Here is a 17,792-nt window from a genome sequence, read left to right as displayed (position 1 = left end):
GATCAGAACGGCAGCACCAGATCCGGTTTCAGCTGCAGCAGACGCTCACGGAACACGCCCTGGATGCGCGCCAGCGCCGCCGCGTTGTCGGCATCGAAGCGCATCACCAGCACCGGCGTGGTGTTGGACGCGCGCACCAGTCCCCAGCCGTCCGGCCAGTCCACGCGCAGGCCGTCGATGGTCGACAGCCGGCCACCCTCGAAGAACGCGCCCTCGCGGAAGGTTTCGACGAAGCTGTGCGGGTCGCCGCCGGGGGCATCGACCTTGATCTCCGGCGTGGACACGCCCTTGGGCAGCGCGTGCAGCACTTCGTCCGGGAATTCCGGCGCGGTGGCCAGAATCTCCAGCAGACGCGCGGCAGCGTAGATGCCGTCGTCGAAGCCGTACCAGCGTTCGGCGAAGAAGAAGTGGCCGCTCATCTCGCCGGCCAGCTCGGCGCCGGTCTCGCGCATCTTCGCCTTGATCAGCGAATGTCCGGTCTTCCACATCAACGGGCTGCCGCCGTGGCGGAGGATGTGCGAGGCGAGGCGGCCGGTGCATTTCACGTCATAGACGATCATCGCGCCCGGGTTGCGCTCCAGCACGTCGGCGGCGAACAGCATCAGCAGGCGGTCGGCGTAGATGTTCTCGCCATCGCGGGTGACCACGCCCAGGCGGTCGCCGTCGCCGTCGAAGGCGATGCCGAGGTCGGCATCGAGACGCTGCACCATGCGGATCAGGTCTTCGAGGTTGTGCGGCTCGCTCGGGTCGGGGTGATGGTTCGGGAAGGTGCCGTCGATCTCGCAGTAGAGCTCCTCGACCTCCGCGCCGATGGCCTCGAGCACGCGCGGGCCGATTTCGCCGGCGACGCCGTTGCCGGCGTCGACCACGACCTTGAGCCGACGCCCCAGCTGCACGTCGGACGCGATGCGCAGCACGTAATCGGCGCTGATGTCGCGCTCGCCCAGATTGCCCGGCACGGCGGCCGTGTGCAGGCGGTTCTCGGCGATGCGCGCGTGCAGGTCGGTGATGGCGTCGCCGGACAGGGTTTCGCCGCCGACCACGATCTTGAAGCCGTTGTAGTCCGGCGGATTGTGGCTGCCGGTGACCGAAATGCAGCAGCCCGTGCGCAGGTGATAGGCGCCGAAATAGATCACCGGCGTCGGCACCATGCCGATGTCGGTGACGTTCACGCCGGCCTTGCGCAGGCCCGCGATCAGGCCCTCGACCATTTCCGGCCCGGACAGGCGGCCGTCGCGGCCGATCACGATGTCGCGCAGATCCTGTTCCTGCATCAGCGAACCGACCGAATGACCGATCAGCTCGGCGACGCTGCGGTCCAGCGTGCTGCCGACCACGCCGCGGATGTCGTAGGCGCGGAAAATGCTGCGATCGATCAGGACCGGCTTGGGTTTCGGCGCCTCGCGGACCTCGATCGCCAGCGGCGACGCGTCGTCGTCGGGTCCGGCGGCCACCGCTTCCATCAGCGTGGGCGACTCGTCGACCGCGCCGGCGGCCGCGTGCAGACGCGAGATGCGCCAGGTCACGTACACCAGGATGGCGAAGATCACCGATGCGATCAGCGAGATCATCGGCCCCAGGCCCAGCGCCTGTGCGGGCGGCGGCGATGTGGCCGCGACCAGGCGCAGACCGGAGTCGCCGACGGCCGTGGCCATGCGCTCGGCGCCGTCCGCATACGCGATTTCGCCGCGCTCCCACAGCGTCACCCCGCCCTGGCGCAGGCCGAGATAGGTGTCGCCGGCCAGACCGATGGCCTCCAGGCCCGAGCTGAGCTCGGTGAAGGGCAACTGCACGTAGACCACGCCTGCCACCCGTTCGCCGACCTTGGCCGGCGCCGCCAGCGCCAGACGCGGTTGGTTGAGATCACGGATGACCCAGGTGCGGATCTTGTCGTCGGACAGCGCGGCTTCCACCACCGCCAGCTTGCCGTAGCCGCCCTTGGACAACCCTGCGTAGACATCGTCCAGATCCGGCGGCAGCACCTGCACCAGCGACACGTTCGGCCAGCCGGCGCTGATCACCTTGGACGCGCTGGCCAGGTCGTCGCCGGCAAGCGCGGTCTGCACTTCGGCCAACGCCAGCGCTTCGGTGAGGCGCTTCTGTTGCTGCATCAGCGCCTGATGCACCAGTTGCACGCCGCGGTCGCGGCTGGCCTGCAGATCGTCGCGCCGCTCGTTGTCGCGGAACTGGGCCACACCGCTCCAGCCCAGCCACAGCGCGAGCAGCGCGCAGAGCACGGCAGCCGGCTTCATCGCGGGGCGGATCTGGAGCAGTTGCTGGCGAAGACTGTCTTTCATCGATGCGATCTCGTGCCTGTCGGTCGCCGGCCGCGATGCGGCCGGGGTGAAGCGGAAAGGAACCCTGTGGCGGGCCAGGCCGATCAGCGCACGCCGGTGTGGCCGAAGCCGCCGGCGCCCCGGGCGCTGTCGGTGAAAGTATCCACGACCTCGAAGCCCGCGCGCACGATCGGAAGTATGACCAGTTGCGCGATCCGGTCGCCCGGCGTGACCTCGTAGGCCTCGCGGCCGCGGTTCCAGACGCTGATCAGCAACGGCCCCTGGTAATCGGCGTCGATCAGGCCGGTGCCGTTGCCCAGCACGATCCCGTGTTTGTGGCCCAGCCCGGAGCGCGGCAGGATCACCGCGCACAGCCCGGGATCGCCGATGTGGATGGCCAGCCCCGAGGGCACCAGCGCCGCGTCGCCCGGCGCCAGGGTCAGCGGCGCGTCCAGCGCGGCGCGCAGGTCCAGCCCGGCGCTGGCTTCGGTGGCATAGGCCGGCAGCGGCCATTCGCCGCCGAAGCGGGGATCGAGCAGTTTCACTTGCAGGGTGTGGGTCATCGGATCGCGGCCATGGAATCGTCGAAGCGGGCGGGAAGCACGCCGTCCAGTATCGTGGCAGGACCCCGCCCGCGCCAAACCCGCGATGGCACCCGAACGGCAGCGATACCGGCCGGCGGCGCGCTTGCGGCGCCTGCTACCCTGATGCGATGCAGGAGTCTCCACGGGACCTGCTGCGCCGCGTCTTCGGTCACGAGGACTTCCGCGGCCAGCAGCGGGCCATCATCGAACACATCGCGGACGGCGGCGACGCCCTGGTGCTGATGCCCACCGGCGGCGGCAAGTCGCTGTGCTATCAGGTGCCCGCGCTGCTGCGCGACGGCGTCGGCGTGGTCGTGTCGCCGCTGATCGCTTTGATGCAGGACCAGGTCGAAGCCCTGCGCCAGCTCGGCGTGCGCGCCGAATATCTCAACTCCACGCTCGACGCCGAATCGGCGGCGCGGATCGAACGCGCGATGCTGGCCGGCGAACTCGATCTGTTGTACGTCGCGCCGGAACGCCTGCTCACCCCGCGTTTCCTGTCGCTGCTGGACCGGGCGAAGGTCGGGCTGTTCGCCATCGACGAAGCACACTGCGTCTCGCAGTGGGGCCACGATTTCCGCCGCGAATACCGTGAGCTGACTGTGCTTCACGAACGCTGGCCGGACGTGCCGCGGATCGCGCTCACCGCCACCGCCGACCCGCCGACCCAGCGCGAGATCGCCGAACGCCTGCAGCTGGAAGACGCGCGCCGGTTCGTCAGCTCCTTCGACCGCCCGAACATCCGCTACACCGTGGTGCAGAAGGACAACGGCAAGCGCCAGTTGCTCGACTTCCTGCGCGCGCATCGCGACGAGGCGGGCATCGTCTATGGCCTGTCGCGGCGCAAGGTCGAGGAAACCGCGGAGTTTCTCGCCGGCCAGGGCTTCAAGGCCCTGCCCTACCATGCCGGCCTGGATGCCGACGTGCGCGCGCAGAACCAGCGCCGGTTCCTGCGCGAGGACGGCGTGGTGATGGTCGCGACGATCGCGTTCGGCATGGGCATCGACAAACCCGACGTGCGTTTCGTCGCCCACATCGACCTGCCGAAATCGCTGGAAGGCTATTACCAGGAAACCGGCCGCGCCGGCCGCGACGGCGAGCCCGCCGAAGCCTGGCTGTGCTACGGCCTCGGCGACATGGTGCTGCTGAAACAGATGATCGAGCAGTCCGAGGCCGGCGAAGAGCGCAAGCAGCTGGAACGCCGCAAGCTCGACCAACTGCTCGGCTACTGCGAATCGATGCGCTGCCGCCGCCAGGTGCTGCTCGCCGGCTTCGGCGAAACCTACCCGCATCCCTGCGGCCACTGCGACAACTGCCTGACGCCCGCCGACAGCTGGGACGCAACCGTGGCCGCACGCAAGGCGCTGAGCTGCGTCTACCGCACCGGCCAGCGTTTCGGCGCCGCGCACGTGATCGACGTGCTGCGCGGCGGCGAAGGCGAGAAGATCCGCCAGTTCGGCCACGACCGGCTCACGACCTACGGCATCGGCGCCGATCTCGACGCGAAGACCTGGCGCGGCGTGTTCCGCCAGCTCGTGGCCGGCGGCCTGCTGGCCATCGACACCGACGCCTACGGCGGCCTGCGCCTCACCGACGCCAGCCGCGCCGTGCTCACCGGCGGCCAGACCGTGATGCTGCGCCGGGACGTCGTCGAAAAATCGAAGCGCGACCGCGACGGCGGCCCCCGCAGCGGCGTGCCCGTCGCATCGCAGGACCTCGCGCTGTTCCGCGCCCTGCGCGACCTGCGCGCGCGCCTCGCGAAGGACCAGAACGTCCCCGCCTACGTCATCTTCCACGACAGCACCCTGCGAGAGATCGCCGAGCGCCGGCCGGAATCGATGCCGGAACTCGGCCGCATCGGCGGCATCGGCGGCGCCAAGCTCGCGCGCTACGGCGCGGAGGTGCTGGAGGTCGTGCGGGAGCAGGTGATGGGAAGGGATCTCGCCACCTAAGTCAACGCCTTAGCCAAACATGCCGCTATTTCTATAACTATTTGTTTTAATTAGAAATATTCATTCAAATATGGCACATGCGCTGACTAAAATTTTGTGGTAGTAGTCTACGTCTCAATCCCCGCGACGGAGGATAGGCAAAATTGACAAGGCATGCAGATGCACTCGTCTACGTGAACGGACTAATTAATCTTAGGTGACGCCATGAAGCTCAAAAATATTTCATCGAAAACGCTACCCGCAATCGATGAGTCGATCAAGGAGTGTGTCAATTTGGGGCAATGGCTTTTATTTAAGTCGTCATCAATAAAAGAGAAGGATGATGCTTGTTTTTATTTGAAGGTCGGCCACAACATATTTGGTCTCGACAAAATCGGAAACATCACCCATGAAATCGGAGGTGAAGTAGATGATTTAAGCATCGATGAACTATTCTACTTCTCAGACATTCCAAGGCCAAACTCTCTTAGTAATCTAACAGTTGCAGTCATGAGATAGCTTCCATTCGGCAAGGACCAAGAAATGAGCCTAACCAAAGGAAATACCAAATGGATTTTATTCTTGTCTTCTAGTTCTGACGCAGAAGAGAGACATATTTGGGATATCGCATTTGGTTTGTTATGTTTAGAAGCAGCAGGAATATCACCAAAAGATATCGTAATTTACGTCGATGGAAAAAACAGAAATTTAATTTCTCAAATCATATCAAATGCCACAAGGCACACATATGAAATAAAAGATTCCATCATCTTCTTCGATGATCAAAAGAACAACTCTCATGAAAATATGGTCATGTTTGTCACTGGCCATGGCAGCATTGATGGAATTGATGCATCACCCCCCATCACGCCTTTTTTACTAATAAAAGTTATAAAAGAATCGCCAAAGTTAGAATGCGCCGTTGTTTATCTTGGGCAATGCAATGCAGGAATTTTTAACTATGTTCCCGCGGGGAAATACAAAGGCAGCTGGGTAGAGCATGGCCCCGAAGTTATCCTTGTCGGAGCAACCAATCTTCATAACAGTCTTAGCAAATCAACAGAAGAAAATTTTTTGAATGGCTCGGTAATTTGGGTGGCCAACCTTTTCCTTTTGTATATTTTTAAATGGATTACTGCACCCGTTGATGTTGATGGCGATGGACAAAAGACTATTATAGACTCCTATAAATACGCAGGCGTCATGTCACATGGCGCAAATAAAGAAATAAAAATATCGTCCTTCGTCAGCTCGCTGGATTTGCACAAGGAATGGACTACCGCCAAAGAAGAACATGAAAAAGACCCCAGTGATTTGACAATAAAATTGAAATTTGAGGCATCCGAACAAAAATACGTAAATGCACTTGATGCTCGCTATACTCATCAAGAGTGTTGGGTTTTGAATTCAATACCAGCCCAGAAAATAGAAATCTAAAAATTCCTTAAAGAATAACCAGATCCACCAACACCGAGAGAGAGTTGTGCAGCGACAGTCGCTATATCAGCCACGCTGCAGCGATGGTGACACCACCGTCAAGCAGCACGAAGATGCTGGTAGTAATTCGATCCGCAGTAGTTGCTGCTTTTGTCACATGGCACGACCCGGACGCACGAGAGGCCGAACGCCGGCCGGAATCGATGCCGGAACTCGGCCCATCGGCGGCATCGGTGGCGCCAAGCTCGCGCGCTACGGCGCGGAGGTGCTGGAGGTCGTGCGGGAGCAGGGCTGATCGGGCACCCCGCGCAGCTCACATCCGCAGCGACAGCTCGCTTTCGAACCGTCGGTGCCTGCCGTCGAGCGGATCGACGAACGCGAGCGATCGCGCCAGCAGTTGCAGCGAGTATTCCGGCGCATCGTCCGTGTCGGCGCGCAGCACCGGATAGAGCGGATCGCCCAGGATCGGCGCGCCCAGCGCGGCCATGTGCACGCGCAGTTGATGTTTCCGGCCGGTCACCGGTTCCAGCGCGTAACGCCAGGCGTCCGCCCTCCGTTCGGTCACGTCGATGCGGGTGAGCGCGTTCGGTTCGCCGTCGCCTTCGCGCATGCGGAAGAACGGCTCGCCGCGCACCACGCGCGTATGACGTTCCAGCGGAAACGCGAGCGCCGGCAGCGGCGGCGCGATCGCTTCGTAGCGCTTGTCGATCGCGCGTTCGCGGAACAGCGCCTGATAACGCGCGCGCGTCGTGGGATTGGCCGAAAACAGCACCAGCCCCGCGGTCGGCCGGTCCAGGCGGTGCAACGGCACGATGCCGATGTCGCCGAAGCGTCGGACCAGACGCGCCAGCAGCGTCTCCGCGACATGGCCACCGCCGGGCACGACCGGCAGGCCGTGCGGCTTGTCGACGACGATCAGATCCGCATCGACGTGCAGGATGGTTTCTTCCGCCGCCAGGCGCGGCTCATCGACGACTTCGCGGTAATAGTGGATCTCCGCACCGAGGCGATACGGCGCATCCACGCGCAGCACGGCGCCCGCCGCATCCGACACCCGCCCGCGCGCGAATCGCGACGCCCAGACATCGCGTTCGACCCTCGGAAAACACGCGCACAGCGCCTCCAGCACCGTCGCCCACGGACCGGGCGGCAACTGGAAACGACTCGCGGAGACGCCGTCGATCGGGCGTGGTGATGGCATGCGGGCAGTGTACGGAGGAACCGGCATCGTCCGGCGGCGCTGCGGACGTTTCACCGAACGATGCGCGATGCTCGCCCGCATGATCGCGACGGCATGCTGTCGCCGCTCACACCAGCGGCCGGCACCCCAGCGCCGAGAGCACGCCGTGCAGCGCCGGCACCTGCATCAGCCACGGCGCGGCGATGGTGACGCCGCCGGCGAGCAGCACGAAGACGCCGGCGGCGGCGCGCAGGCCGCCGCGCTGCAGGCGCTGGCCGAGGCGCGCGCCGCTCCACGTCAACGGCAGCATCACCGGCAGCGTGCCGAGGCCGAAGGCGAGCATGGTGAGCGCGCCGTTGAAGGCGTTCGCCTGCAACCAGGCGGTCGCCAGCAGGGTCGCGCTGAGGCCGCAGGGCAGCCAACCCCAGAGCAGGCCGATGCCGATGCGCTTGAACGCGGTATCGGCCGGCAACAGCGCGCGCTGCAGCGGCTGCAGGTGTTGCCACAGCGCGCGGCCCGGACGCGCGAGCGGATTGAAGCGGCCGCGCGGATCGAGCAGGCGCACGGCGACCACGATCATCATCAGCCCGACCGCGATGCGCATGAGCAGCGCGAGTTTCGGCGTCTGCGCCACGGTGACGAGACCGTGACCGAAGCCGCCGACGATCGCGCCGGCGAGCGTGTAACCGAGCACGCGGCCGAGGTTCGGCTGCAGCGCGTGCAGCCACTGCGTCGCGGGGTTCGCCGCCTTCTGGCCGAACGACAGGCTGGTGGCGATGGCGCCGCACATCGCGGCGCAATGCACGCCGCCGAGCAGGCCGCTGAGCAGGGCGGCACCGATGACGAGCCAGTCGATCAGCATGACATGCCCTGCACAGCCGACTGTGGGAGCGACGGGAGTCGCGACAGGAGTTGAGACGGCCGGCCAACGCGATCGGACCGCAGTCGCGACTCCCGTCGCTCCCACAGGGAGACGACGGACCGCACGGGTTTACCGATCGCGGTCGCCATGGCGAACCTGCGCCACCGGCATCGGCTTGTCGTCATCGACGAGGATGTCCAGCGCCGGGGTATCGAGATCGTCGTATTGGCCCTTGCGCACCGCCCAGACGAAGGCCCAGATCGCCGCGCCCAGGAGCAGCAGGCTGATCGGAATGAGTGCGAGGAGGATGTTCATGACCGCTAGTCTACGTGCCGCGGCCGGCGAGGGTTCTGAGCGGGGTCAAATGCACGGACCGGCCTCGATCAGTGGCCCGGGTCGGTCGCGTCCGCGAGATTCAGGCGCAGCGCGTTCAGCGTCACCAGCAGCGACGACAGCGCCATGCCGATCGCAGCGATCCACGGCGTGACCTGGCCGGTGGCCGCCAGCGGCAATGCCAGCAGGTTGTAGCCCAGCGCCCAGGCGAGGTTCTGGCGAACGATGCGGCGGCTGCGGCGGGCCAGCGCGATCGCCTGCGGAATGCGCCGCAGGGCGCCGCCCGTGACCACGAAATCGGCCGCGCGCTGCGCCAGCGCGGCGCCGTCGGCCAGGGCCAGCGAGACATCGGCGCCGGCCAGCACCGGGGCGTCGTTGATGCCGTCGCCCACCATCGCCACGATCTCGCCCGCGGCCTGGCGCGTGCGCACGTAGGCGAGCTTGTCTTCCGGCGTCTGCCGCGCGCGCACGTCGTCGGCGGCGATGCCGACGGTCGCGGCCATGCGCGCCACCGGCGCTTCGGCGTCGCCGCTGCACAGCGCGACCCGCAGGCCCTGCGCGCGCAGCGCGGCGAGCGCCGCCGCGGCATCGGCGCGCGGGGTTTCGCGCAGCACGAAACGGGCGACGCCGCGCGCGCCGTCGCCGAGCCACACCGCATCGTCGTCGTCGCGACCGGCGGCCCATGCGGCGCGACCGAGCCGCCACGCGCGGCCGTCGACCGTCCCGGCGACGCCGTGGCCGGGTTCGCTGCGCAGATCGGTCACGGTCGGCTGCGCCGCGATGCCCGCATCGGCGAAGGCCGCGGCCAGCGGATGACCGCTGTCGCGTTCCAGCGCGGCGGCGATGGCGAGCGCCGCGTCCCCCGTCATGCCGTCGAAGCTCTCGACCTCCGCAAGCCGCGGACGGCGGTCGCTGAGCGTGCCGGTCTTGTCGAACACGATGCGATCGGCCCGCGCCAGCGTGTCCAGCGCCTCGCCGCGCAGCGCGAGCACCCCGAGCTTCGCCAGCCCGCCGTGCGCCGCGGCCAGCGCCGCGGGCACCGCCAGCGACAGCGCGCACGGACAGCTGACCACCAGCACCGCCAGCGCGACCTCGAACGCGCGCGCAGGCTCGTGCATGCGCCACCATGCGTACACCAGCGCGGCGGCGAGGATCAGCACGCTCACGAACCAGCCCGCGATGCGGTCCGCGGCGCGCGCGATCGGCGGCCGCTGTTCCTGCGCGCGCTCGACCAGACGCGTGAGCTGCGACAAACGGGTGTCGGCGCCGGTGCGGGCGACGCGCAGGCGCGCGGGTCGTTCGCGACAGACACTGCCGGCGAATGCCATCGCGCCGGGGGTTTTCGCCACCGGCTCGGATTCGCCGGTGAGCAGCGATTCGTCGAACGCGGTGTCGGCGGCCTCTGCTTCGCCCAGCACCTCGCCATCCGCGGGCACGCCCTCGCCCACCGCGACGCGCACGATGTCGCCGACCGCGAGCGCGCTCAGCGGAATCTGTTCGACGCTGCCGTCGTCGCGTTCGCGCGCCGCCAGCGCGGGGCGGGCGCGGGCCAGCGCGTCCACCTGCGCGGATGCGATGCCGCGCGCGCGCTGCTCCAGCATGCGCGCGGTCAGCAGCAGGAACACGAACATCACCGCGGCATCGAACCACACGTGCGCGCCGCCGCGCAGGGTTTCGTACAGGCTGGCGAAGTAGGCCAGCAGGGTCGAACCGGCGATCAGCGTGTCCATGCCGAGGCGGCGGCCGCGCAGTTCGCGCCACATGCCTTCGAGGAACGGCCAGCCGGCGTAGAACACCACCGGCGTGGACACGAGGAAGGTGATCCAGCGGAAGAAATCGCGGGTAGCCAGCGACATCTCGCCCGCGGTATCGAGATACAACGCTTCGGCGTACATCATCGCCTGCATCGCGCCCAGCCCGGCCACGCCCAGTCGCAACAGCCAGCGGTTGCGTTCGCGCCGGCGCTCGCGTTCGCGCGCCTCGCCGGTGGCCAGCGACGGCCGATAGCCCAGCGCGGCCAACCGCGACAACAGCGTCGACAGCGGCGTGCGCGCGCTGTCCCAGACGATGCGGATGCGGCCGGTGACCGCGTTGGCGGCGACTTCGCGCACGCCCGGCTCGCGGGTCAGCGCGCGATCGATCAGCCAGGCGCAGGCCGCGCAGCGCATGCCGTCGGTGAGCAGGGTGATCTCGCGACCGCCGTCGACGGCGACGCTGTGCTCGCTCAGCAGATCGTCGCGATCCCAACTGGCGTAATCCAGCGTCTCGGTGCCGACGCGCGCGGCGTCGCTCTGGCGCAGGCGGTAGTAGTCGTCAAGCGACGCCTCGCCGATCCAGCGCGCGGCCGCGGCGCAGCCGGTACAGCAGAAGGGTTGCTCGGCGCCGGACACGGTGTCGATCACCGGCTGCGCGGGCAGCGGTTCGCCGCAATGGAAGCAGGTGGCGCGGAGGCGGTCAGTGCTGCGGTCGGGCGTACGGGAGTCGCTCATCGCCGCGATGATGCCAGAGCGCGCACCGGCGTCGCCGGTCACAGCCATCGCCGGACCTTCGCGCAGTACGCCGCGTACGCGTCGCCGAAGCGCGCGGCCAGCGCGCGCTCTTCCGGCAGGATCTGGAAGCGGGTGATGAACAGCGGAAACAGCGCCCACAGCGCGAAGGCGGCGGCGTGCCCCAGCGATACCGCCCACGCCAACAGCAGCAATGCGAGGCTGAGGTACATCGGATTGCGGCTGAAACGGTTCGGGCCGCCGGTCACCAGCCGTGCCGCATTCTCCGGGCGCAGCGGATTCACCGTGGTGCTCGCGCGACGGAACGTCCATCCGGCGGCGATTTCGATGCCCACTCCGATCAGCGCGATCGCCACCGCCAGCGGCAGCCGCAGCGGCGGATCGAATGCCAGCGCAGGCCATGCCCACGCCGTCGCCCACATCGCCGCGCCGACCAGCAGCATCGCCAGCGGCGGCGGAATCCGGTTGTCGAGCGGCGTCGGACGCGACATGTGGACCCGACTCAGTGGCTCATGGCGCCTTGGCGGGCGGCGGAGTGGCGACGGCATCGTCGTCGCCCGCCAGCGAAGGCCGCAGCAGGACGCCGCGCTGGCCCGCCGGCAGGCGGGCGAGCAGACGCCAGGTGCCCGCATCGTCCAGCAACTGCACGCGCCAGGCATGGCCGACATCCAGCGCATGCGTCGCGCTCCAGCCGCCGCGTCCGTTCGGCTGCAGGGTCAACGCGATGTCCTGCGCGGCGTCCACCGGATGCAGCAGCGACAGCTTCAGCGGGTGTCCGCGATCGAAGTCGCCGGTGGCGACCAGCACTTCCACCGCGCCTTCCTGCACGCTGAACACCGCCGCGAGCTTGCGCTCGGCGGCGCGCTCGTCGGGACCGAGTTCGGTGGTCTGGATCTGCGCGGTGCGACGCACGTCGTCAGGAATGGCGTCGCTGCCGCCGGCGTCGATCGCGATGAAAACCGTGGCGATACCGGCGACGACCGCCGCCAGCGGGAAACCCACCATCAACCACACCATCGGATTGCGCCAGGGCGACTGGCGCTTCGGATCGGCGGGCATGTCGTCTCGGCTCACGGTGTTTTCCCGAAGAAGCTGGTGGGGATCTCTTCGCGCGAGCGGCCGTCGGCGGAGACCACCACGAATTCGATCTCGCGCTTGCCCATGATCTCACCCTTGGCGATCACCGTCACCGGCAGGCTGAGGACCTGTTCGGCGGTGGTCTCGATCGTCTGCGTGCCCTCGCGCAGCACGATGCCGTCCGGCGCTTCGAGGGTGATGCGGTAGCGCTGCGGCTGCTGCGTCTTGTTGACCAACTTCAGCGTGTAATCGTTCTCCACGCCGGCCGCGGTTTCGCGATAGAGCGCGTTGCGGTCGCGCAGCACTTCGACGATCAGTTCGCTGCGATGGGTCACGCTCCAGGCCCAGGCGATCACCAGCGTCAGCAGCAGGATGCCGTAGACGAAGATGCGCGGACGCAGCACCTTCGACGGCTTGCCGTCGATCTCGTTCTGGGTGGCGTAGCGGATCAGGCCGCGCGGATAACCGACCTTGTCCATCACCTCGTTGCAGGCGTCGATGCAGGCGCCGCAGGCGATGCACTCGTACTGCAGGCCGTTGCGGATGTCGATGCCGGTCGGGCAGACCTGCACGCAGATGGTGCAGTCGACGCAGTCGCCGAGCTGTTCGGGCTCGAACTTCGGCAGCGGTTCCGCCTTCAGGCCGGGATCGGCGATGGCGGTGTTGCCGCGCGCGGCGACGAGGTTGTCGGCGGCGGTGTGGTGATGCGCAGCGCGGAAGACGTAGTCGTAGGCGAGGGCCTTGTCGAGCAACCCGCGACCGCGTTCCAGCACGCTGGCGACCTTGCCTTTCTTGCGCGCGCCGCGCGGCTCGCCGCGCATCGGGTCGTAGGCGATGATCAGGGTGTTGCGGTCGAACATCGCGCTCTGGAAGCGCGCGTAGGGGCACATGTACTTGCACACCTGCTCGCGCAGGAAACCGGCGTTGCCCCAGGTGGCCAATGCGTAAAACAACACCCAGAAGGTTTCCCACCCGCCCCACGCAAACGGCACGAAGCGATCAGCAAGCTCGCGGATCGGAGTGAAGAAGCCGACGAAGGTGAAGCCGGTCCACAGCGCGAACACCAGCCACAGCACGTGCTTGCCGCCGCGACGCCGGATCTTCTCCGCGGTCCACGGCGACTTGTCGAATTTCATCCGCTTGTTGCGATCGCCCTCGGCCCACTGCTCGATCCAGATGAAGACCTCGGTCCACACCGTCTGCGGACAGGCGTAACCGCACCACAGGCGTCCCGCCAGCGCGGTGAAGAAGAACAGCGACAGGCCGGCGATGATCAGCAGCATCGCAAGGAACACGAAATCCTGCGGCCAGAAATTCAGCCAGAACACGTAGAACTTGCGCGCGGGCAGATCGAACAGCACCGATTGGCGACCGTCCCAGTTGATCCACGGGAACACGTAGAACATGCCCAGCAGCACCCACACCGCGATCGCGCGCAGGCGCTGGAAACGGCCGTCGATCTCGCGCGGATGGATCTTCTGCTCGCTGACGTACATCGATGCCGGTTCGTCGGCGACCTGGAGCGGAATCTGCTTTTTCATGGCGGCTGCGGAGGCGAAGGGAGGCGTTGCCGGGCGCGGCGTGCGACGGCAGGAAGATTATATATTAGAAATCACTAAATTAATCTTCGCGCTTCAATGGATGATTGAAGCGACTCGCCGGGCGCAGCAGGATCCAGGTGAACAGACTGGAGGCGGCGGTGGCCAGCCAGAACGCGAAGAAACCGATGGCGTATCCGGTCTCGCGATTGATGTCGAGGTGCGGGAACGTCATGTCGCGCAGCGTCAGCGGGTCGAGCAGCGCGAAACAGACCATGGTCGAAACGCCGGCGGCGAAGAAGCTCGGCCAGAGAATCGCCCCGAGCCGCTGCGAGAGCGGCCGGGGCGGATGATCGAACGGAAGCGGCGCGGAGATCCGTGCGAAGGCCGGGTCGGCATGCGGGTTCGAAGCGTCCTGATTGGAAGCATCCTGATTCGAAGCATCCCGGGTCATCGCACGCCTCCGTCTCGGTTGATGAGGCTTATTGTGCGCCACCCTGCGGCGCGTTCGCCTTGCCCTGCGACAGCGACCAGACATACGCGGCCGCCAGGCGGGCGCGGGTCTCGCCGACGATCGGCGCATGCGCGGGCATCTGTCCGTTGCGGCCCTGACCGATGCTCTGTTCGAGCGCGGCGAGGCTTTCGCCGTACAACCAGTAATCGTCGGTCAGATCGGGCGCACCCAGCGCCTGCATGCCCTTGCCGTCGGGGCCATGGCAACTGACGCAGATGGTCTCGTACTTGTTCTTGCCGATATTGGCCAGACTGGTGTCGACCTTCTCGCCACGCATCGACTGCAGATAAACGGCCACCGCGGTCACGCCCTGCTTGCCGCCGAGCGCGCTTTCCCAGGCCGGCATCGCCGCCTGACGCCCGTTCAGCACGGTCTCGAGGATCTGATCGGGCGCACCGCCCCAATGCCAGATGTTGTCGGTGAGGTTCGGATAACCGATCGCGCCCTGCGCGGTGGAGCCGTGGCAGGTGGCGCAGTTGTTGGCGAACACCGCCTTGCCCAGACGCAGACCCTTCGGATCCTTCGCGATCTCGTCGATGGCCTTGCCTTCGTACGGCGCGAAGGTGGCGGCCAGCTTCTTGTCCTGCGCGGCCTTGTCGGCATCGTGCTGCTTGGCGGACGTCCAGCCGCTGGTGCCTGCGAAGGCGCCCAGGCCGGGGAACCACGCGAGATAGCCGATGGTGAAGACGATGGTGAGGTAGAAGAGATTGTTCCACCACTTCGGCAACGGCTTGTTGTACTCGGTGATGTTCTCGTCCCAGACATGGCTGGTGTCGGTCGGGCCGGGATCGCCGGGACGGCGCTTGGCGGTCCACCAGATCAGCCAGACACAGCCGACCACGTTCAACACGACCAGTGCCATGACGAAGGCGGACCAGCCTCCGCTCATGCCCGTACCCACGTTGGCGGCGCTCATCGGGCGCTCTCCTCTTGTTTCGTTCTGCTCTGTTCGACTGGATTGGATGCGGTTTCAGGTGCGTCGTCCTCGCCGAGCGCCATGCGCGCGGCGGCTTCGAATTCCGGCTTGCGGCGCGGGCTGAAGGCCCACACGCTGCCGACCAGGAACAACACCAGCAGGATGGCGGTGACGATGCCGGACATCATGGCTCAGCCCCCTCTCGGCGCGTGCTTGCCGAGACCCTGCAGATACGCGACCACCGCATCCAGTTCGGTCTTGCCTTCCACCGCGGCGTTGGCGCCGTCGATGTCGGCCTGGGTGTACGGGTCGCCCAGCGTGCGCAGGGCTTGCATCTTCTTCTTGACCAGCGCGCCGTCCACCGTGGCGTCGGCCAGCCACGGGAAACCGGGCATGTTCGACTCCGGCACCAGATCGCGCGGATTGTTCAGATGCACGCGATGCCAGTCGTCGGAGTAGCGGCCGCCGACGCGGGCCAGGTCCGGACCGGTGCGCTTGCTGCCCCACTGGAACGGACGGTCGTAGACCGACTCGCCGGCCAGCGAGTAATGGCCGTAGCGCTCGGTCTCGAAGCGCAGCGTGCGCACCATCTGCGAATGGCAGTTGTAGCAGCCTTCGCGGATGTAGACCTCGCGGCCCGCCAGCTCCAGCGCGGGATAGGGTTTGACGCCCGGCAGCGGCTTGATCGCTTCCGCCTGGAACATCAGCGGGACGATTTCGGCGATGCCGCCGAACGACACCGCGACCGCGATCAGGATCGCCATCAGGGTGATGTTCTTTTCGACTTTCTCGTGAGCGTGGCTCATGGGTCTGTGCCTCGTGTTCGTGTTCTGCGGCGGGCGGTCAGGCGCGGGCTTCCGCGGCGTCCGGCGCGATCACCGGATACGCCACCGGACCCTTGGCGGCCTGCCAGGTGCGGATCACATTCACCGCCATGATCAGCATGCCGACCACCACCAGCGCGCCGCCGGCGAAGCGGCCGAGATAGTAGGGATAGGTCGCGGCGAGCGATTCGACGAAGCTGTAGGTCAGGGTGCCGTCGCTGTTGGTGGCGCGCCACATCAGGCCCTGCATCACGCCGGCGATCCACATCGAGGCGATGTAGAAGACGACGCCGATGGTGTGGGTCCAGAAGTGCGCGTCGATCAGCTTGACCGACCACATTTCCTTCTGGCCCAGCAGGCGCGGCAGCAGCGCGTAGATCGAACCGATCGAGATCATCGCCACCCAGCCCAGCGCACCGGAATGCACGTGGCCGATGGTCCAGTCGGTGTAATGCGACAGCGAGTTGACCGTCTTGATCGACATCATCGGACCTTCGAAGGTCGACATGCCGTAGAAGCTCAGCGAGACGATCAGGAACTTGAGGATCGGATCGGTCCGCAGCTTATGCCAGGCGCCCGAGAGGGTCATCATGCCGTTGATCATGCCGCCCCACGACGGCGCCAGCAGGATCAGCGAGAACACCATGCCGAGGCTCTGCGCCCAGTCCGGCAGCGCGGTGTACTGCAGATGGTGCGGGCCGGCCCACATGTAGATGGCGATCAGGGCCCAGAAGTGCACGATCGACAGGCGATACGAGTACACCGGGCGGCCGGTCTGCTTCGGAATGAAGTAGTACATCATGCCGAGGAAGCCCGCGGTCAGGAAGAAACCCACCGCGTTGTGGCCGTACCACCACTGCACCATCGCGTCGACGGCGCCGCTGTAGATCGGGAAGGAGCTGGTGAGCGTGACCGGAATCGCGAGGCTGTTGACGATGTGCAGCAGGGCCACGGCGATGATGAAGGCGCCGTAGAACCAGTTCGCGACGTAGATGTGCTTGACCTTGCGCTTGCCGATGGTGCCGAAGAACAGCACCGCGTACGCCACCCAGACCACCGCGATCAGGATGTCGATCGGCCAGATCAGCTCGGCGTATTCCTTGCCCTGGGTCAGGCCCAGCGGCAGGGTCACGGCGGCCAGCACGATGACCAGTTGCCAGCCCCAGAACACGAACGCGGCCAGCTTGTCCGAGAGCAGCCGCACGTGCGACGTGCGCTGGACCACGTACAGACTGGTGGCGAACAGGGCGCTGCCGCCGAACGCGAAGATCACCGCGTTGGTGTGCAGCGGACGAAGCCGGCCGAAAGACAGCCAGGGCAGATCGAAATTGAGGGCGGGCCAGTACATCTGGGCAGCGATGAACAGGCCGACGAGCATGCCCACGATGCCCCAGACCACGGTCATCACCGAGAACTGGAGCACCACTTTGTCGTTGTAGGTTGACGTCGCGGTTTGCATGGATGGACCTCCGGGTTGCGGTGCATCATAAGATTGCGTTAAGGCAGCGTTTTGATCCGGATCAAGCCCGCGCGGCATCCGCGCCAAATCGATGTGCGACCCTCGCCTCATCGGTCCCGATCGCCCCCGATCGCCCCCGATCGGACGCCCATCGGGCACTGATCCGGGCTGCGACGCGGACGGAACGGGCGAAGACGATGCGGAATGCACGCCATGCATCACTCCCGGGTCGAGGAAAGACCGCGGCTATCGGCAGCGATCGCCGCCGCAAGCCATCGATTCGAGCCTACGCCTGCGCGGCACGCGAGGGAATGCGTGCGCAAACGCACAGGGCCCGCCGTCGCGGGCCCTGCG

The 17,792-nt window shown here is 66.3% G+C and carries 17 protein-coding genes; 3 read left to right on the top strand and 14 right to left on the bottom strand.

Annotation, left to right across the window (positions count from 1 at the left end):
- Nucleotides 1-2 precede the first annotated feature (2 nt).
- Together ABD974_RS07800 and dut are read right to left on the bottom strand one after the other, a co-directional pair.
- Complete coding sequence (locus tag ABD974_RS07800) at nucleotides 3-2,297, bottom strand: phosphomannomutase/phosphoglucomutase (RefSeq protein ID WP_345302735.1); 2,295 nt, start codon at nucleotides 2,295-2,297, stop codon at nucleotides 3-5.
- Between the two features lie 83 nt (nucleotides 2,298-2,380).
- On the bottom strand, nucleotides 2,381-2,839 hold the full coding sequence (dut, locus tag ABD974_RS07795; RefSeq protein ID WP_345302734.1) for a dUTP diphosphatase: 459 nt from the start codon (nucleotides 2,837-2,839) through the stop codon (nucleotides 2,381-2,383).
- Between the two features lie 149 nt (nucleotides 2,840-2,988).
- On the opposite strand from dut, the gene recQ reads away from it, so the two are divergent.
- From recQ to ABD974_RS07780, 3 genes are all read left to right on the top strand, one after another.
- The gene (gene recQ, locus ABD974_RS07790) at nucleotides 2,989-4,812 is read left to right on the top strand and encodes a DNA helicase RecQ (RefSeq protein ID WP_345302733.1); all 1,824 of its coding nucleotides are present in this window, start codon (nucleotides 2,989-2,991) and stop codon (nucleotides 4,810-4,812) included.
- Nucleotides 4,813-5,016: 204 nt separating this feature from the next.
- Nucleotides 5,017-5,310 carry a hypothetical protein gene (locus tag ABD974_RS07785; RefSeq protein WP_345302732.1) on the top strand — a complete coding sequence of 98 codons (294 nt, stop codon included), beginning with the start codon at nucleotides 5,017-5,019 and terminating at the stop codon, nucleotides 5,308-5,310.
- 24 nt (nucleotides 5,311-5,334) lie between these two features.
- Entirely contained in the window at nucleotides 5,335-6,228 is an 894-nt protein-coding gene (locus ABD974_RS07780; RefSeq protein WP_345302731.1) for a hypothetical protein, read from the top strand.
- A gap of 313 nt (nucleotides 6,229-6,541) precedes the next feature.
- On the opposite strand, the gene ABD974_RS07775 is transcribed toward ABD974_RS07780, so the two are convergent.
- The 12 genes from ABD974_RS07775 to ccoN all read right to left on the bottom strand — a co-directional run bounded on the left by ABD974_RS07775 (nucleotide 6,542) and on the right by ccoN (nucleotide 17,438).
- Nucleotides 6,542-7,456, bottom strand: coding sequence for a pseudouridine synthase (locus tag ABD974_RS07775; RefSeq protein ID WP_425562643.1), 915 nt, complete (start codon nucleotides 7,454-7,456; stop codon nucleotides 6,542-6,544).
- A 79-nt stretch (nucleotides 7,457-7,535) separates the two neighbouring features.
- Nucleotides 7,536-8,270: a sulfite exporter TauE/SafE family protein gene (locus ABD974_RS07770; protein WP_345302729.1), complete on the bottom strand. Its 735-nt coding sequence runs from the start codon at nucleotides 8,268-8,270 to the stop codon at nucleotides 7,536-7,538.
- A gap of 129 nt (nucleotides 8,271-8,399) precedes the next feature.
- Nucleotides 8,400-8,585, bottom strand: coding sequence for a cbb3-type cytochrome oxidase assembly protein CcoS (gene ccoS, locus ABD974_RS07765; RefSeq protein WP_345302728.1), 186 nt, complete (start codon nucleotides 8,583-8,585; stop codon nucleotides 8,400-8,402).
- A 68-nt stretch (nucleotides 8,586-8,653) separates the two neighbouring features.
- A complete protein-coding gene (locus tag ABD974_RS07760) occupies nucleotides 8,654-11,092 on the bottom strand; it encodes a heavy metal translocating P-type ATPase (protein ID WP_345302727.1) in 2,439 nt (812 codons plus the stop codon).
- A gap of 38 nt (nucleotides 11,093-11,130) precedes the next feature.
- Nucleotides 11,131-11,601, bottom strand: a complete 471-nt coding sequence (locus tag ABD974_RS07755) for a methyltransferase family protein (RefSeq protein WP_345302726.1) — start codon at nucleotides 11,599-11,601, stop codon at nucleotides 11,131-11,133.
- A 19-nt stretch (nucleotides 11,602-11,620) separates the two neighbouring features.
- Nucleotides 11,621-12,184 (bottom strand): FixH family protein, encoded by a 564-nt coding sequence (locus ABD974_RS07750; RefSeq protein WP_345302725.1) that lies wholly within the window; start codon nucleotides 12,182-12,184, stop codon nucleotides 11,621-11,623.
- Nucleotides 12,181-13,728 carry a 4Fe-4S dicluster domain-containing protein gene (locus tag ABD974_RS07745; protein WP_345302724.1) on the bottom strand — a complete coding sequence of 516 codons (1,548 nt, stop codon included), beginning with the start codon at nucleotides 13,726-13,728 and terminating at the stop codon, nucleotides 12,181-12,183. The genes ABD974_RS07750 and ABD974_RS07745 overlap by 4 nt, the downstream gene beginning before the upstream one ends.
- 79 nt (nucleotides 13,729-13,807) lie before the next feature.
- The gene (locus ABD974_RS07740; protein ID WP_345302723.1) at nucleotides 13,808-14,179 is read right to left on the bottom strand and encodes a hypothetical protein; all 372 of its coding nucleotides are present in this window, start codon (nucleotides 14,177-14,179) and stop codon (nucleotides 13,808-13,810) included.
- 28 nt (nucleotides 14,180-14,207) lie between these two features.
- Nucleotides 14,208-15,155: a cytochrome-c oxidase, cbb3-type subunit III gene (gene ccoP, locus ABD974_RS07735; RefSeq protein WP_345302722.1), complete on the bottom strand. Its 948-nt coding sequence runs from the start codon at nucleotides 15,153-15,155 to the stop codon at nucleotides 14,208-14,210.
- Nucleotides 15,152-15,343 carry a cbb3-type cytochrome oxidase subunit 3 gene (locus ABD974_RS07730; RefSeq protein WP_345302721.1) on the bottom strand — a complete coding sequence of 64 codons (192 nt, stop codon included), beginning with the start codon at nucleotides 15,341-15,343 and terminating at the stop codon, nucleotides 15,152-15,154. Before ABD974_RS07730 ends, ccoP begins: the two co-directional genes overlap by 4 nt.
- A 3-nt stretch (nucleotides 15,344-15,346) precedes the next feature.
- On the bottom strand, nucleotides 15,347-15,961 hold the full coding sequence (gene ccoO / locus ABD974_RS07725) for a cytochrome-c oxidase, cbb3-type subunit II (RefSeq protein ID WP_345302720.1): 615 nt from the start codon (nucleotides 15,959-15,961) through the stop codon (nucleotides 15,347-15,349).
- 37 nt (nucleotides 15,962-15,998) lie between these two features.
- Nucleotides 15,999-17,438: a cytochrome-c oxidase, cbb3-type subunit I gene (gene ccoN / locus ABD974_RS07720; RefSeq protein WP_345302719.1), complete on the bottom strand. Its 1,440-nt coding sequence runs from the start codon at nucleotides 17,436-17,438 to the stop codon at nucleotides 15,999-16,001.
- Nucleotides 17,439-17,792 lie beyond the last annotated feature (354 nt).

The organism is Lysobacter hankyongensis, assembly GCF_039543145.1.
GTDB lineage: Bacteria > Pseudomonadota > Gammaproteobacteria > Xanthomonadales > Xanthomonadaceae > Lysobacter_I > Lysobacter_I hankyongensis.
Note: the sequence above shows the minus strand (reverse complement) of the source record. Positions and strands in the feature narration are given on the sequence as shown.

What these genes read in the sequence shown, in the direction of transcription:
- ABD974_RS07770 (WP_345302729.1), bottom strand. Translation starts at nt 8,270, where the DNA reads ATGCTGATCGACTGGCTCGTCATCGGTGCCGCCCTGCTCAGCGGCCTG.
- ABD974_RS07745 (WP_345302724.1), bottom strand. Translation starts at nt 13,728, where the DNA reads ATGAAAAAGCAGATTCCGCTCCAGGTCGCCGACGAACCGGCATCGATG.
- ccoP (WP_345302722.1), bottom strand. Translation starts at nt 15,155, where the DNA reads ATGAGCGCCGCCAACGTGGGTACGGGCATGAGCGGAGGCTGGTCCGCC.
- ccoO (WP_345302720.1), bottom strand. Translation starts at nt 15,961, where the DNA reads ATGAGCCACGCTCACGAGAAAGTCGAAAAGAACATCACCCTGATGGCG.
- ccoN (WP_345302719.1), bottom strand. Translation starts at nt 17,438, where the DNA reads ATGCAAACCGCGACGTCAACCTACAACGACAAAGTGGTGCTCCAGTTC.
- recQ (WP_345302733.1), top strand. Translation starts at nt 2,989, where the DNA reads ATGCAGGAGTCTCCACGGGACCTGCTGCGCCGCGTCTTCGGTCACGAG.
- ABD974_RS07730 (WP_345302721.1), bottom strand. Translation starts at nt 15,343, where the DNA reads ATGATGTCCGGCATCGTCACCGCCATCCTGCTGGTGTTGTTCCTGGTC.
- ABD974_RS07780 (WP_345302731.1), top strand. Translation starts at nt 5,335, where the DNA reads ATGAGCCTAACCAAAGGAAATACCAAATGGATTTTATTCTTGTCTTCT.
- ABD974_RS07800 (WP_345302735.1), bottom strand. Translation starts at nt 2,297, where the DNA reads ATGAAAGACAGTCTTCGCCAGCAACTGCTCCAGATCCGCCCCGCGATG.
- ABD974_RS07760 (WP_345302727.1), bottom strand. Translation starts at nt 11,092, where the DNA reads ATGAGCGACTCCCGTACGCCCGACCGCAGCACTGACCGCCTCCGCGCC.
- ABD974_RS07755 (WP_345302726.1), bottom strand. Translation starts at nt 11,601, where the DNA reads ATGTCGCGTCCGACGCCGCTCGACAACCGGATTCCGCCGCCGCTGGCG.
- ABD974_RS07785 (WP_345302732.1), top strand. Translation starts at nt 5,017, where the DNA reads ATGAAGCTCAAAAATATTTCATCGAAAACGCTACCCGCAATCGATGAG.
- ABD974_RS07775 (WP_425562643.1), bottom strand. Translation starts at nt 7,456, where the DNA reads ATGCCGGTTCCTCCGTACACTGCCCGCATGCCATCACCACGCCCGATC.
- ccoS (WP_345302728.1), bottom strand. Translation starts at nt 8,585, where the DNA reads ATGAACATCCTCCTCGCACTCATTCCGATCAGCCTGCTGCTCCTGGGC.
- dut (WP_345302734.1), bottom strand. Translation starts at nt 2,839, where the DNA reads ATGACCCACACCCTGCAAGTGAAACTGCTCGATCCCCGCTTCGGCGGC.
- ABD974_RS07740 (WP_345302723.1), bottom strand. Translation starts at nt 14,179, where the DNA reads ATGACCCGGGATGCTTCGAATCAGGATGCTTCCAATCAGGACGCTTCG.